Origin of the sequence: Pedobacter caeni (assembly GCF_900129215.1) — a bacterium.
GTDB classification, from domain to species: domain Bacteria; phylum Bacteroidota; class Bacteroidia; order Sphingobacteriales; family Sphingobacteriaceae; genus Pedobacter; species Pedobacter caeni.
Window position 1 is genome coordinate 658,549 of sequence record NZ_FQUQ01000005.1, and the last position, 13,166, is coordinate 671,714.

The 13,166-nt window shown below is 42.3% G+C and carries 15 protein-coding genes; 10 read left to right on the forward strand and 5 right to left on the reverse strand.

Annotated features, from left to right (window positions below; genetic code table 11):
* The first annotated feature begins 2 nt into the window (after nt 1-2).
* The 8 genes from BUC20_RS26800 (at nt 3) to BUC20_RS26835 (ending at nt 7,624) form a co-directional block, all read left to right on the forward strand.
* Nucleotides 3-923 carry an ABC transporter ATP-binding protein gene (locus BUC20_RS26800; RefSeq protein WP_073235482.1) on the forward strand — a complete coding sequence of 307 codons (921 nt, stop codon included), beginning with the start codon at nt 3-5 and terminating at the stop codon, nt 921-923.
* Nucleotides 924-927: 4 nt separating this feature from the next.
* Nucleotides 928-1,668, forward strand: coding sequence for an ABC transporter ATP-binding protein (locus BUC20_RS26805; protein ID WP_073235485.1), 741 nt, complete (start codon nt 928-930; stop codon nt 1,666-1,668).
* A gap of 12 nt (nt 1,669-1,680) precedes the next feature.
* Nucleotides 1,681-2,787, forward strand: a complete 1,107-nt coding sequence (locus tag BUC20_RS26810; protein ID WP_073235488.1) for an ABC transporter permease — start codon at nt 1,681-1,683, stop codon at nt 2,785-2,787.
* Nucleotides 2,784-3,902, forward strand: coding sequence for an ABC transporter permease (locus tag BUC20_RS26815; protein ID WP_073235491.1), 1,119 nt, complete (start codon nt 2,784-2,786; stop codon nt 3,900-3,902). The genes BUC20_RS26810 and BUC20_RS26815 overlap by 4 nt, the downstream gene beginning before the upstream one ends.
* A gap of 75 nt (nt 3,903-3,977) precedes the next feature.
* Nucleotides 3,978-4,550: a DUF4833 domain-containing protein gene (locus tag BUC20_RS26820; RefSeq protein WP_073235494.1), complete on the forward strand. Its 573-nt coding sequence runs from the start codon at nt 3,978-3,980 to the stop codon at nt 4,548-4,550.
* A gap of 116 nt (nt 4,551-4,666) precedes the next feature.
* Nucleotides 4,667-5,053 (forward strand): LiaF transmembrane domain-containing protein, encoded by a 387-nt coding sequence (locus tag BUC20_RS26825; protein WP_073235497.1) that lies wholly within the window; start codon nt 4,667-4,669, stop codon nt 5,051-5,053.
* An 87-nt stretch (nt 5,054-5,140) separates the two neighbouring features.
* Nucleotides 5,141-6,232 carry a hypothetical protein gene (locus tag BUC20_RS26830; protein ID WP_073235500.1) on the forward strand — a complete coding sequence of 364 codons (1,092 nt, stop codon included), beginning with the start codon at nt 5,141-5,143 and terminating at the stop codon, nt 6,230-6,232.
* A gap of 507 nt (nt 6,233-6,739) precedes the next feature.
* On the forward strand, nt 6,740-7,624 hold the full coding sequence (locus BUC20_RS26835) for a heparin lyase I family protein (RefSeq protein WP_073235503.1): 885 nt from the start codon (nt 6,740-6,742) through the stop codon (nt 7,622-7,624).
* A 7-nt stretch (nt 7,625-7,631) separates the two neighbouring features.
* Here the strand turns inward: BUC20_RS26835 and BUC20_RS26840 are convergent, their stop codons facing one another.
* From BUC20_RS26840 to BUC20_RS26860, 5 genes are all read right to left on the reverse strand, one after another.
* Nucleotides 7,632-8,291, reverse strand: a complete 660-nt coding sequence (locus BUC20_RS26840; protein ID WP_073235505.1) for a response regulator transcription factor — start codon at nt 8,289-8,291, stop codon at nt 7,632-7,634.
* Between the two features lie 20 nt (nt 8,292-8,311).
* Nucleotides 8,312-9,097, reverse strand: a complete 786-nt coding sequence (locus BUC20_RS26845) for a sensor histidine kinase (protein ID WP_073235508.1) — start codon at nt 9,095-9,097, stop codon at nt 8,312-8,314.
* Entirely contained in the window at nt 9,055-9,723 is a 669-nt protein-coding gene (locus BUC20_RS26850; RefSeq protein ID WP_073235511.1) for a hypothetical protein, read from the reverse strand. The genes BUC20_RS26845 and BUC20_RS26850 overlap by 43 nt, the downstream gene beginning before the upstream one ends.
* On the reverse strand, nt 9,720-10,283 hold the full coding sequence (locus tag BUC20_RS26855) for a hypothetical protein (protein ID WP_073235514.1): 564 nt from the start codon (nt 10,281-10,283) through the stop codon (nt 9,720-9,722). The genes BUC20_RS26850 and BUC20_RS26855 overlap by 4 nt, the downstream gene beginning before the upstream one ends.
* 146 nt (nt 10,284-10,429) lie before the next feature.
* The gene (locus tag BUC20_RS26860; RefSeq protein WP_073235517.1) at nt 10,430-10,888 is read right to left on the reverse strand and encodes a hypothetical protein; all 459 of its coding nucleotides are present in this window, start codon (nt 10,886-10,888) and stop codon (nt 10,430-10,432) included.
* Between the two features lie 180 nt (nt 10,889-11,068).
* Here BUC20_RS26860 and BUC20_RS26865 point away from each other — a divergent pair, with 180 nt between their 5' ends.
* Both BUC20_RS26865 and BUC20_RS26870 read left to right on the forward strand, forming a co-directional pair.
* Nucleotides 11,069-11,680, forward strand: coding sequence for a TetR/AcrR family transcriptional regulator (locus BUC20_RS26865; protein WP_073235520.1), 612 nt, complete (start codon nt 11,069-11,071; stop codon nt 11,678-11,680).
* 112 nt (nt 11,681-11,792) lie between these two features.
* On the forward strand, nt 11,793-13,166 hold the full coding sequence (locus BUC20_RS26870; RefSeq protein ID WP_084529307.1) for a TolC family protein: 1,374 nt from the start codon (nt 11,793-11,795) through the stop codon (nt 13,164-13,166).

Sequence of the window (13,166 nt, forward strand, 5' to 3'; positions counted from 1 at the left end):
CCATGAAGAATTTATACGCCATCGAATTGAAGAACATTTGTAAAACCTACGGCAAAATGCAGTTGCCGGCGGTAGATGATGTCTCTTTTGAAGTTAAAAAAGGAGAGCTCTTTGGATTGATCGGGCCGGATGGAGCGGGTAAAACCAGCATCTTCAGGATCCTTACGACCTTGTTGCTGGCAGAACATGGTTCGGCCTGGGTCGATGGCTTTGAAGTGATCAGAGATTATCGGGAGATCAGAAAAATTGTGGGTTATATGCCAGGGAAATTTTCCCTTTATCCGGACCTGACCGTTGCAGAGAACCTGAACTTTTTTGCCACTGTTTTCGGCACTACGGTGAAAGACAATTACGAACTGATCAAAGATATCTATGTTCAGATTGAGCCTTTCAAGGACCGCAGGGCAGGAAAGTTGTCTGGAGGCATGAAGCAAAAGCTAGCCCTGTGCTGTGCACTGATCCATAAACCCAGTGTTTTGTTCCTGGATGAACCGACCACAGGGGTAGACCCGGTGTCCAGAAAGGAGTTCTGGGAGATGCTCAACAGACTTAGAATGCAGGGAATCACCATCCTGGTGTCCACACCCTATATGGACGAAGCAACGCGATGTGACCGCATCGCACTTCTTCACAACGGAAAAATACTATCAATTGACACACCTGAAAATATGATAAAGAGTTATCCTGAACAACTTTATGCGATCAAAGCAGATCAGATGTACCTGCTGATTAAATCGCTCAGAAAATATCCTGAAGTCCTGGATTGTTATGCATTTGGAGAATATGCGCATGTTTCCTTTAAAATTCCCTTTGAAGAATACCTGCTGGAGGCTTATCTGGGGGCGGAAGGTTTGTCTGGTATTGAAATCAAACCAACTGCAGCCACTATTGAAGATTATTTCATCAAGCTACTGAAAACCTGAGGACATGAAGGAGACCGTGATAAAAACAGATCAGCTGAGCAAACGTTTCGGCAGCTTCATCGCAGTTGATGCCATTAGCTTTGAAGTGCAAAAAGGCGAGATATTTGGTTTTCTTGGCGCAAATGGGGCAGGAAAGACCACTGCTATGAGAATGCTCTGCGGGCTTTCTGTACCTTCTTCAGGCACCGCAGCTATTGCAGGTTTTGACATTTACAAAAAGACCGAAGAAATCAAAAGAAACATTGGTTATATGAGTCAGAAGTTCTCTTTATACGAAGACCTGACGGTATTGGAAAACATCAGCTTCTTTGCGGGTATTTATGGATTGAGCAACAGCGCGATCAAAGAAAAAAGCGAAGCCTTAATTACCCGGCTCGGACTTCAGAAAGAAGTGAAAAAGCTGGTCGGTGAACTGCCATTGGGCTGGAAACAAAAGCTTTCTTTCTCCGTAGCGGTTTTACATGAACCAAAGATCGTTTTCCTTGATGAACCTACTGGTGGGGTAGACCCGGTAACCCGAAGGCAATTCTGGGACCTGATTTATGAAGCTTCGGAAAAGGGAATTACTGTTTTTGTGACCACGCATTACATGGATGAAGCAGAGTATTGCGACCGGATCTCGATCATGGTGGATGGGAGGATTTCAGCGCTGGACAGCCCTTCGGCGCTTAAAACCCAGTTTAAAGCAGCCACTATGGATGAAGTATTTTACGAACTCGCCAGAGGGGCGAAACGTGGGGATTAAAACCTTAAAATCATGAAACAGTTTATCAATTTTGTCCGGAAAGAATTTGCCCATGTGATGAGGGACAGAAAAACGCTGCTTATTCTGTTTGGAATGCCGGTGGCACAGATCCTGATTTTTGGCTTTGCACTGACCAATGAGCTGAAGAACTCAAAGCTGATCGTCTTTGACCAGGCAAAAGATCCGGCTTCACAGGAGATCATTGCCAGAATTGAAGCGAGCAGGTATTTTGAAGTTGAACGGAACCTGAGCAATGCAGCACAACTGGAATCGGTATTCAAAGAAGGGAAGATCAAAATGGCCCTTGTTTTTCCTGCAGGGTTCAATGCATCGCTGCTCCATGGGCATCATGCACAGATTCAGGTCATCGCCGATGCTTCCGATCCCAATGCGGCAAATATGCTGACCAATTATGTCTCTGCCATTATCCAGGACTATCAGCGTTCTTTGAGTAAAAGCAGTTTATCACCGTACCGGATCATTCCGGAGGTCAGGATGTTGTACAACCCTCAGCTCAAAGGCGCGCATAACTTCGTGCCCGGGGTAATGGCACTGGTATTGATGCTGGTCTGTGTCATGATGACGGCCATTTCTATTGTAAAAGAAAAAGAAACGGGAACGATGGAAATATTGCTGGTTTCTCCCTTTAAGCCTATTCTGGTGATCATTTCCAAAACCATACCTTACCTGATCCTTTCCTTGCTGAATGTGGGCTCGATTCTTTTACTCAGCGTTTTTGTGCTGGACCTCCCCGTAAATGGGAGTGTGTTATTGCTTTTTGCAGAAAGCATGCTGTTTATCAGTACCTGTCTGACACTGGGGATTTTCATTTCCGTGAAAACAAGCTCCCAGCAGGTGGCTATGCTGATCTCCCTGATGGGAATGCTCCTGCCAACGATCCTGTTCAGTGGATTTATGTTTCCGATTGAAAATATGCCTTATCTATTGCAGCTGTTCTCCAATATTGTTCCTGCCAAATGGTTTTACATCATCGTGAAGTCCATCATGATCAAGGGACTTGGTTTTTCAGCGATCTGGAAAGAGACATTAATCCTTGTAGCCATAACAGCTGTTTTATTGATCATAAGTTTAAAAAGTTTTAAAATCAGACTGGCATGAGAACGATTAGATTTTTGCTGCAAAAGGAGTTCAGACAGATTTTCCGGAACCGGGCAATTTTGCTGTTGATAGGGGTGATGCCGGTGATGCAATTGCTGATCCTGCCCCTTGCCGCAAATTATGAAGTGAAGAACATCAATTTGTCGGTAGTTGATCATGATCACTCCGGTTTTTCTCAAAAATTGATCTCAAAGGTTACCTCCTCCGGGTATTTTAAGCTCAGCGGCTATAGCGCTTCGTTTAAGGAAGAATTAATGGCGATTGAGTCTGATCGGTCGGATTTAATTCTGGAGATCCCACAGGGCTTCGAACGGGGTCTGATCCGGGAAGACCAGCAGCAATTGTTTATTGCAGTAAATGCCATTAACGGGGTGAAGGCAAATCTGGGAGGAGCCTATTTAACCAGTATCATCAGAGACTTTAATGAGGAGATCCGGATGGAAATGGTGCCGTCATACCGGTTTAATGAAGCTCCGGTCATTGAAATCACCAGTTCCAACTGGTATAACCCGCTGATGGAATACCAGTTTTACATGGTGCCAGGGATCCTGGCCATCCTCGTAACCATGATCGGTGGTTTCCTCTCTGCCCTGAACATCGTGAAAGAAAAGGAGTTTGGGACGATTGAACAGATCAACGTCACACCGATTAAAAAACATCATTTCATCCTGGGAAAGCTGATTCCTTTCTGGATTTTAGGAAATGTTGTTTTCAGCCTGGGGCTATTGGTTGCCTGGCTGGTCTATCACATTGTGCCCGCAGGGAGTCTGCTGGTACTCTATGGGTTTTCATCGGTTTATCTTTTGGCCATCCTGGGCTTTGGCCTGCTCATCTCTACTTTTTGTGATACCCAGCAACAAGCCATGTTTATCATGTTCTTTTTCATGATGGTTTTCATTTTAATGGGTGGTTTGTTTACCTCCATTGACAGTATGCCGGAATGGGCAAAGCTGCTTTCTGCATTTAATCCGGTGAGTTACCTCATTGAAGTGATGCGGATGGTGATCCTGAAAGGGAGTGGCTGGAAAGATATTCTACCTCAGCTGGGCATCATTGCTTTATTTGCAGTTGTACTCAACACCTATGCAATCATCAATTACAAAAAGACGAACTAAAGATTTTTTGACAATTGACTGGATAAGTTGGTTTTCGAAATATTTAGATTTGCTTTATCTATTAAAATCGCTTCTATGAAACATATTAAGGTAATCGGCAGACTGGTGGTAATGTTGATGTTATTTGGTACATTCTCTTCTGCTGTCGCCCAGACCGCTGATAAGAGCGATCCATCACCTTTGAAATTTCCTACCCCAAAGGGAATCAAGAACCAATTATTTTACCTGCAGAGAGATCCAAATACCAATACGATCATTTGTGAACTTAATGTGGATGCAAACGGGGAGGTCAACAGAAAAGAGCCAATTCTGGTGTACTGGCTTCGTTTTGGCGAAAAGGGGGAGAAGAAAGACCTCAACTATATCCAAAGAAAATTTGCTTATGGCATTCAGGCCAAAGAAATCGGCAAAGACCAGTTCGAACTCCGTTTTGTTTCTCATAAAAAGATTCCGATGTACCTGATGGAATCAAAAGATGACCATAAGTTTCACGTCTATGTAACGGTGAACAACAAGAAAATCGAACTGGATAAGATCTTTCTGAGAATTGAAGGTGGTTCATTCTGGTTGCCAAATGTAAAATATGTGGAGCTGACCGGAACAAATACGGCCAATAATGCTCCGATCGTAGAAAGAATTAAGGTTTAGATCCGCTCCTTTTTTACCGGTGTTTTTATTCTTTTCACCGATGCTTTCCGGTAGTATGACCCCGGGAGCATTGCCCGGCGTCGCGAAACGCCTTAGGTTTGAAGAAAAAAACAACTATGGAAACGCCAATTCAAAACAAAAAATTTAACCGTCATATCGCTGCAGGTGTCATCATCATTGCACTCGGATCACTCTTAATGCTGGACAATCTGGGACTTAATATTCCCCATTGGATTCTTTCCTGGCACACGGTCATGCTCGCTATTGGTTTGATGATCGGATACCGCAAAGATTTTAAGGTGTCGGGCTGGGTCGTATTGGTGATCATCGGTGGAATTTATACCCTGAAAGATATTGCTTTCTTTGATCTTTCCAGGTTTACCAGTGCACTGGTCCTGATCGGACTTGGCGCATACCTGCTCTTAAAACCAAATCACAAACCTGCATTCTGGAATTTTAACGATAAAAAACCGATCAATTTTGGGCAGAAAGAGGAACAATAAAACAGAAAAAAGGAATACAGTATAATCGTTTTTTAGTATTCTTGCTTTAATAAAAAATTATAAGCAAAGATCTTAAACGATTATACTATGAAAATAAAGCAGGCCCTTATCCTTAGCAGCTGCTTCATGCTGATGCTCTCTTCTGCATGTACCACAAATACTTCCAAAAAGAAGGGCTCAAATTCAGGGACTTCAGATACCAGCAGCGGTCAGCAGGTGCTCCCGGCCGTCAAAGATCAGTCAGAACTGCTGCGGAAATTATTGAAAGCCCGGCACATTTACCCTTTTCATGTAGTGCCTTCCCCAGAATCGAAAGATACTTATGTGGTACTATATCAGCAATCTTCCGAGAAAAAGGCCCCTAAAGACATTTATTTTTATACAGAGGATGAGCTGTTTTTCTATGCGGCGAAAGTGCAGCTGATCAATGATAAAGAGGTCAGATTAACCAGTAAGAAACTGGTGATGCAGGAAGAATCGACCTATTGTACCATAGATTCAACTGTGAATAATGTAAAAATTGCCGGCAAAGACTACATCTCTCTGGTTTACCGCAAAGAGTTTAAAGGGACCGCAATCGTAGAGAAATTTATAGACTTTCAGCTCATAGACCTCAGCAGCCTGGACAATTATACCCTGGGATTTGAGGGAGTGTATTCCTTTAAATGTAAGGAATGCCTGGAAGGGAGACTGACCAATGAAAAGAAACTGGAAGGAAAACCTGAACTCCTGGCCTTCTTAAAAGGTATGGTGGCAAAATCCCCTCATGTCTACCATCCTTCGGAAAAGGATAAAGATCCTTACCATGTCCTTAACTATGAGATCAAATGGGAAAAGGACAACCAGGCCAGCAATCATATGGCAAATGGCCATGGGGAGCTGGAATTTCCTGTAAGAACCACTTATTACCATACCAATCTTTTCAATTTAAATCAGGGGACTGAGGTTGAAACCGCAGAAAATGAGCAATACTTATTTAAGAGTTTCTTTTGTGGCTCTGTTATTGGTTTTGACAAACAAAAGAAATTATACTTCCCGGTAATGATCGAAAGTTGTAATGGTTTTTGCTCCAAAAACATCAGTATCAATGCAGGTGTGTTAAAAATAAGCTATGAGGATGAGGTATCTTATGAGGTTCCGTTAGCAGACCTTGTCTTTGACAAACAGAAAGAAAAATAATTCCATAAGTTTTCATTTGATGTATCTCTGGTCTTCGTTGCCGCGGTCTGAAAGAACTATACCTTAGCGCAGCGTCCTTCGGTCCTCCTTCGATCACAACAGTTAACCGGAACGTCCCCTGAACGTATCCGAAACGTACCTGAAACGTCTTATCATACCCCAGGACGTTCCAGGTATATGTCAGGTATATCTCCTGGATGTCCGGGTTATCCGTTTGGATCGAAGAAAGATACTGTTATACTACCGGATGGATGGTTTGGATTCAGAAAGGAAGGCCCTGCAAGTATACAACTTGCAAGGCTTCACTATTAAACCCCCCGGTATAATGTCATTTGTTTCCTGAATTTAATTAAAAAGAACTGAATGAATTTGTTTTTCCATATTCATTTTTCATTCATTATTTCTGAAACACGGATAAACCAACAGGAAAAACGAATTACGTTTAAGTGTTGCAATTTTAAAATAAAATTGCAATTTTTATATAGATTAACCAAATAAAATCATCCCATGAATAAACAATGTTTAATCGCTCTATTTACCGGTTTGGTTTTTAGTGCTTGCGAAAAAGGAACTACAGGTACATCCGGATTGACGGATACACAGAAAAAAGAATCAGACGGCCTCATGAATACCCAGGCGCTGGGAGTCAGTCTGAAGGCTGACGGACCTGGTGGAACGTATAATCTGATCAATGGTGTATTAGGAGGTAATGCCTGTGAAGTGCCGGATTGTGTCCATCCTCAGGACCACATTACCGAAGTTTTCGATACCAGTTTAAATACGAATGTATTTGTTTTTTCTGCGCATGTTAGTCCGGATAATGACCGTTGCCAGAAATTTGACCGCCAGCGTACGGAAATAAAAACTTACAATGCCTCTCCGGATAACCTCAAAGCGACCAATGGTGAAACGGTTACTTACCGCTGGAAATTTAAAATTGATGCCGGTTTTCAGGCTTCTTCCAGCTTTACGCATCTACATCAGATCAAAGCAGTAGACGGCGACGACTCGATTCCGCTCATTACCCTTTCTGCACGTTATGGAGCAAATGATACGGATAAAATGGAACTGATACATGTCAATTCTTCCGGAACAACCACAAAGGTGAAACTGGTAAATCTGGCGCTGTTTCGGGGGAATTGGGTGGAAGTCATCGAAAAAATCACTTTTGGAAGTAATGGTAAATACAATATTTCTGTTAAAAAGATCAGTGATGGCACAGAACTTCTGGCCTATAGCAATACAGATATGGACTTATGGCGTAATGGAATCTCCTTTTGCCGGCCAAAATGGGGGATATACCGCAGTTTAAACAATTCTGCGCGTTTGCGCGATGAAGAAGTGCGTTTTGCAGATTTCTGTATTGCAGAAGGAACGGCGGTCTGTCAGTAGGAGGCTGCTAGCATTGGCTCAGGTCAATGAGTTCTTGTTTTATAGCAAATAAAACCAGTCCGGTCCTGGATTTAAGATCGAACTTTTGAAACAACTCCTGCCTGTAATTGTCAATGGTATGCGGACTCAGGTTCATCTGGTCTGCAATCTCTTTATAGGTGAGCTCGGAACAGCAAAGCTGAAGGAATTTCATTTCGTTTGCACTGAGCTGATTGGATAAGGGGGGCATGTGCTCGTTCTGAATGCTTTTCAGGAGTTTACCGGAAACGAGATCATTCAAATAATAGCCCTGCTGATTGATGATTTTGATGGCATTCACCAGGTCACTCGTTCTGGATTCTTTGAGCAGGTATCCTCCCGCTCCGTTTTTGAGCATTTTTATAATCGGTTTATCTTCTTCAAACATACTTAAAGCCAGCACCCTGATCTCAGGGTGTTGTTGCTTTAACCACAATGTGGCCTCATAACCATCAATTACCGGCATACTGATGTCCATCAGGATGACTTCCGGAATTGGATGTTTGTTCAACTTCTCTATCATCTCTTCCCCATTTGCAGCATCAAAAACAATGTCTACTTCAGGAAATTCAGCCAGCAGGCTGATCAGGCCCTGACGAAATAAAGTATGGTCATCAATGATGGCTATTGGAATTGTTTTTTTGTCCATAATTGGTGTAAAAAGGCAATTTAATAGGGAGTGGCAATGGTTATTGTTGTCCCCTTTCCGGGGGCGGTATCAAACGTTACTGTTCCACCAATCATCGCTACTCTTTTTTGTATGTTCTGCAAACCCATACCTTTGTGCAGTTCTCTGGTTTCAGTAAAATCAAATCCAATTCCATCATCAGCTATTGATAAAATTAACTGGTCATTTATAAAATCCAAGTTAATCATTATTTCCAATGCTTTTGCATGGCGGATGATATTGTGAAGGGTTTCCTGGAATAACCTGAAGATCATCGTCTCTATGCCCGCCTTTGCAGGCAGTGTTTTGATGTTACTGTGGTAACTGATCTTATAAAGCTGAGATTTTCCCACCCAGTCCAGTTCAAATGCAATTGCACCAATCAGTCCCCGGCTAATGAGCTCTTCTCCATGAAGCAATCTGGATAAGGCCCGGATCTCTTTGACTGATCTTTTTGCCAGGTCCTCTGCTGCGGCTATTTTCTCTGTTGCCTTTACAGGATCATCGATTTTGATGGATCCCAGGGTAATGATGGTCAGGCCAAGCAGTTGACCGATATTGTCGTGGAGGTCGTACGCAATTGTTTTCAGCGTTTGTTCCTGAACCTCCATCTGAGATTTGAGCAGCTCGTTTTCAAAAGATCTTTTTAAAGACGCGGTTTCCTCAATGTGTTTCTTTTTGCGACGGTTATACAGATTTACATATACCATCAGAAACAATGGGGCCATCAAAAATATAATGGTGATCAGACTGATGAGGAAGAAGACTTCCTTTGAAGATATTTGCATAGGAAAGCGTAAGACCAGCAGCAATATAGCAATACATTAAGTATATTGAAAATTCTATACCTGATAGATTGTGGGAAGATAGAGATCTGATCCTGAATGAGGTAATCAAAGAAAATATTTGTCGACGTACTTCCAAAATAGAAAATCAATGTTCCATTAACCCACCAGAAGGGAGGGTAAATACTCAGGCGCTCAAACTTTTCATCTTTCAGAATGAGGTAGTAAAAGTATAAGCTGGCCAGTACAAAGGCCACAGATAAGGCAGAGGCTGTTTTAAAGGTGAAATTCAAGAAATTATTGCTGATCAGTTCCAAAGTGTAAAAAAGAGCAAAAAGACTGAGCCATCCGATTAACCACTTGCTTTTATTCACGTATTTCTTATATAGGAAATAGAAAAAGGTGCTGATAAAACCGCATTCTACCAGTAAAAATACATTGTACAGGTAGAGGTTGGACTGATGTAAAACTTTCCTCAGGTGAATGGCCGAAACCTCTGTGAAACAGGTGAAAAGTAAATAAAGGATGCTGAGCCTCCATATTGGATCCTTTTCTTTATAGAGACAAAGGCAGGCAACAAGGAGGCAGCTGAATTCTATGATGGTATTAACGGTAAAATAAAGGGTCATTTTTTTATGGGGATCGTATCCGGAATTAGTGTTGCGCCTATACCTGTACAGTTTGCCGGAGGGGGACACATCTCACCACGATTCTCGGGTGTGGTGGATAAAATCATTCCATTGGCGGCTTTACTGTTTATTTTATCATTGTAATAGTCTCTGTGGTAACCAAGACTGTCTTTGGTAGAAACCATAATCAGGGTGTTGCGGTTCCAGTATTCCTTAATTGGAACATGTGTTTTGCTTTGGGCATTGTAAGTGCTGTCGTAAGTTGCGAAATAAAAACGGATGCCGTCACCACCTTCAGCTTCTATTTTTTTAATCAGGCTTTTAAGCCTTTCTATACCAAACCAAACTGCACGGGTATCCGGCACTTCTTTATCGTCTGAAACCACCGTTCCGGCCCTTCGCCCATAGTTGGCCACGTAGTCTTTGGCCACAGCCAGGGTTAGGGAGTCGTCTGAGGGGGTTGAAATACTTTCCTGAGTAGTGTCAACAGGTCTGTGCTTACATGCGGTGAATACGGTTGCGCTGATTGCTAAACCGAAGAGTGTTGTTTTGAGCGTCATGGGGATAGATTTAAGTTTTAATTAAAAATAGCATTATGATTAGGTTTTTAAAAATTGTTCTTCAAATTTTGAATCGAAGAACTACATTTAAAAAGGCCGGGGAGAGCCTTTTTAAAGTAGTTGAGATATAATGGAGCGTTATTTTTCTAATGTGAATATTGTATAGAACGCGCATTTAAACTTGCGGGCATGTAGAGGTCCATGTTTTGATCAGTCGCTGCCAGATGCTTTACATTCGGGCTCATGAAACTCCCTGATGTGCTGGTTAAGGTCTGAAAAGGACGGAGATTGGCAGGAATGTAAAGCGTCCTGCATACCGAATGTTCTATATTTGAATTGGAGCCAAAGCCGATGATATAGTCCTGTTTGCCAAGTTGCAGGCTGTTGAATTTTATAGTGCCATGAGGCTGATTGTTTTGAATTTTATGAATTTGAATCGCTGTTTTTAAAGATCTGATCAATGCTCCCTGCCAGATGGCTGCAAAATATCCCGGAGCCCTGGATCCTGGTAAAATGTTAAAGTCGATTTTTACCGTCGTATTGCCGGATACAAATCCCGAGAATTTTAAGTTGACTTTTGATATTTTCAAGGCTTGTAATTCCATGGTCTAAAGCTCTTTCAAAACCTTTAGGAATAATAAGCTGAAAACCACTTTTTTTTAAAGTGCTTTTACGCCGTTAAATTATTATCAGCCCATCTCCAAAAGCAGCTGTAATTCTTTTTAATCAAATCATTTGGATTTACTGAACACCATTCAGTATATTTGCAGTGTTAATATAAAGCAATGGGAATATCAGAAAGAAAAGAGCGTGAGAAAGGGGAGATGAAGAAAATGATCACCACGGCGGCCATGAAAATGTTCCTCGAAGATGGTTATGCGAAAACTTCTATCCGAAACATTGCAGATTCGATAGAATACAGCCCCGGTACCATCTATTTATATTATAAAGACAAAGACGAGTTGCTGTATGAAGTACAGGGACAAGCCTTTTTACAATTACTTGAAGCCTTCAAAAAAAACGCAACCAGCAAAGATCCTATCAAGAGACTGGAACAATTGGGGAAGACCTATGTCTCCTTCGGATTGGAGAACCCGGAACTGTATGACCTGATGTTCATCATTCGCGCGCCTATGAATGTAGACGATGAACTTCATAAAGACAATGGGGCAGAATCCTTTTACTATCTGGTGGATTGCCTGGGAGAATGCATGAAAAACGGGCTGTTGATTTTCAAGGATCACATGCAGGCCGCTTTGCAGGTCTGGTCTATGATGCATGGACTGGTATCGCTTAATCTCCGTTGCCGCTTAAAAGTAATGGTAATGGGAGAAGAATCAATTCAGCCAATATTATTTAAAGCAGTAGAAGAATATCTGGACTCGATTAGGGTCTAGGTTTTTTTTGCTCAGTCACTAAACACTGTTCATTATGTACACATCATTTATAGAAAATTAAACCTGATACCTGAATCAAAATTTTTTGCAACAATACTAAACACTGTTCACTATGTACACATCATTTATTAAAACACACATTGTACTCATTACCTGCGTGTTGTCGTTGTGGAGGCCTGCGGTAGCCCAGGAACATCCCCAACAGCTGGACGAATACATCGCCTTTGCCTTCGCCCAAAATCAGGGCTTGAAGCAACAGCAATTCGATCTCGAAAAGGCAATGTTTGCTTTGAAAGAAGCAAAAGCCATGTATATGCCCACCGTAAGTATGTTGGGTAGTTATACCAAAGCAGATGGCGGCCGTACCATTGATGTGCCGGTAGGAGACCTGGTCAATCCGGTTTATGCGGCATTAAATGAATTAACGGCTTCCAATAAATATCCTCAGCTTCCCAATCAGTCCTTTCTGCTGAACCCAGATAATTTTTATGATGTGAAACTGAGAACTTCTCTTTCTTTGATCAATGCAGAAATCCGTTACAATAAACTGATTAAACAACAACTCATCAGCAGTCAGCAGGCCGCATTGAATGTATATAAAAGAGCTTTGGTAAAAGACATCAAAACAGCCTATTATCATTATTACCAGGCATTGCAAGGAGTGGAGGCTTACCAAAGCGCTTTGTTGCTCATTGCCGAAAACATCAGGGTAAATACCAGTCTCCTGAAAAATGGAGTCAGAAACGGAACCGCTTTACTTCGTGCGCAAACAGAACAGCAGAAAACAAATGCCGCACTAATCAATGCACAGCGGAATGTGGGCAATGCAAAGGCATATTTCAACTTTTTACTCAACCGGCCGCTAAAAGATTCCATCATCTCCGGACCTATGCCCTCTGTGATGGCCGAACCGGATACACTAAGTGGGATTTCCGGTCGCGAGGAGCTGAAACAACTACAGGCATTGAAAGAGGTAAATACCCTGGACTATAAGTTACAACGTTCCAACATCATTCCTAAACTGAGTACTTTTCTTGATCTGGGTTCACAGGGGATGGATTTTAAGGTCAACGATAAAACCAGGTATTACCTGTGGGGTGTAAACCTGCAATGGGACATCTTTACCGGTGGTAAGAACAAGTTTCGTGCGGCACAGTCGCAATCCGGACTCAAGGTTACTCAGGCCAGGCTGGATGAAGCAGAGCAGTCATTCCGCTTACAGCTGCTTCAAACCTATAATAACTATAATTCAGCGAAAGCAGCTTGTACAAGTGCAATTGCAGGTCTGAATCTTGCCGGCAAATATTATAAGGACCAGCTGAAAGCCTACAATGCTGGTCAGTTGTTATACCTTGAACTTATAGATGCTCAGGACCAGTTAACCAATGCCCGTTTGCGCATGGCGGAGACTCAGGCAGAGCTGCAGATCACCCTTGCCGAACTGGAACGCAACCAGGCCACTTATCCAATTCAAAACCCTCATTAA